Annotated in this window: 1 protein-coding gene; it reads left to right on the forward strand. The window is 36.0% G+C overall.

Annotated features, from left to right (window positions below; genetic code table 11):
• On the forward strand, nucleotides 1–744 hold a 744-nt coding region (locus tag V7024_RS23655), incomplete at both ends, for a collagen binding domain-containing protein (RefSeq protein ID WP_335524490.1).

Here is a 744-nt window from a genome sequence, read left to right on the forward strand (position 1 = left end):
GGGTACATACCCATTTTCCTATAAAACAGGTAGAATTGACCCGGATTCTCCAACTGAAGTGAAGTGGGAGATACCTATAAACCTTGACAAGCATCAGCTAAGTGCTGACATTGTTTTATCTGATACATTACAATCAGGTCAAACATTACTGCCAGATAGTTTTATTTTGGGAAATGAAAATTTAACATATCAACAGTTTATAGATAAGGGTTATGGAACGATTAGTTTTAACGGTAACTCTTTTGAAATTAGAATTTATAAGGGTTATGTAAGTGGTCAATCTTTCGCTCTCAGATATAGAACTGCTATAACTGCAAGTGGAATGAACCAAAAAGTTTTGTCTAATGATTATACGATTAATTACCAAATTGTAAATGAGCAACCGATATCTCATTCAGAAACTTCCGATGTTGAAAATATAAACGCAGGCGGCGGCGCTCAAGGTGATTTACCACCAAAAGGAACGCTAAGAATTGTAAAGCACGTTGACGGAGATGAAACAAAATTCATACCGAATGCTTCATTTAACTTATATAAAGAGTCAGGTCAGCAAATTGGCGGTACGTATACAACGGATGCACAAGGTAAGGTCGAAGTTCCTAATTTAGATCCAGGAAATTACTATGTACAAGAAATTTCTGCTCCAGACTATTTGAATTTTGATCCTCAAGCAAAAGTGCCTTTTACAATTGATGCAAATGCTTCAAAAGGTGTAAAGCTGATGGTTCCGAATAAGGTGAAAAC

This window comes from Bacillus sp. JJ864, assembly GCF_036963045.1.
Lineage (GTDB): Bacteria > Bacillota > Bacilli > Bacillales > Bacillaceae_G > Bacillus_A > Bacillus_A pseudomycoides_C.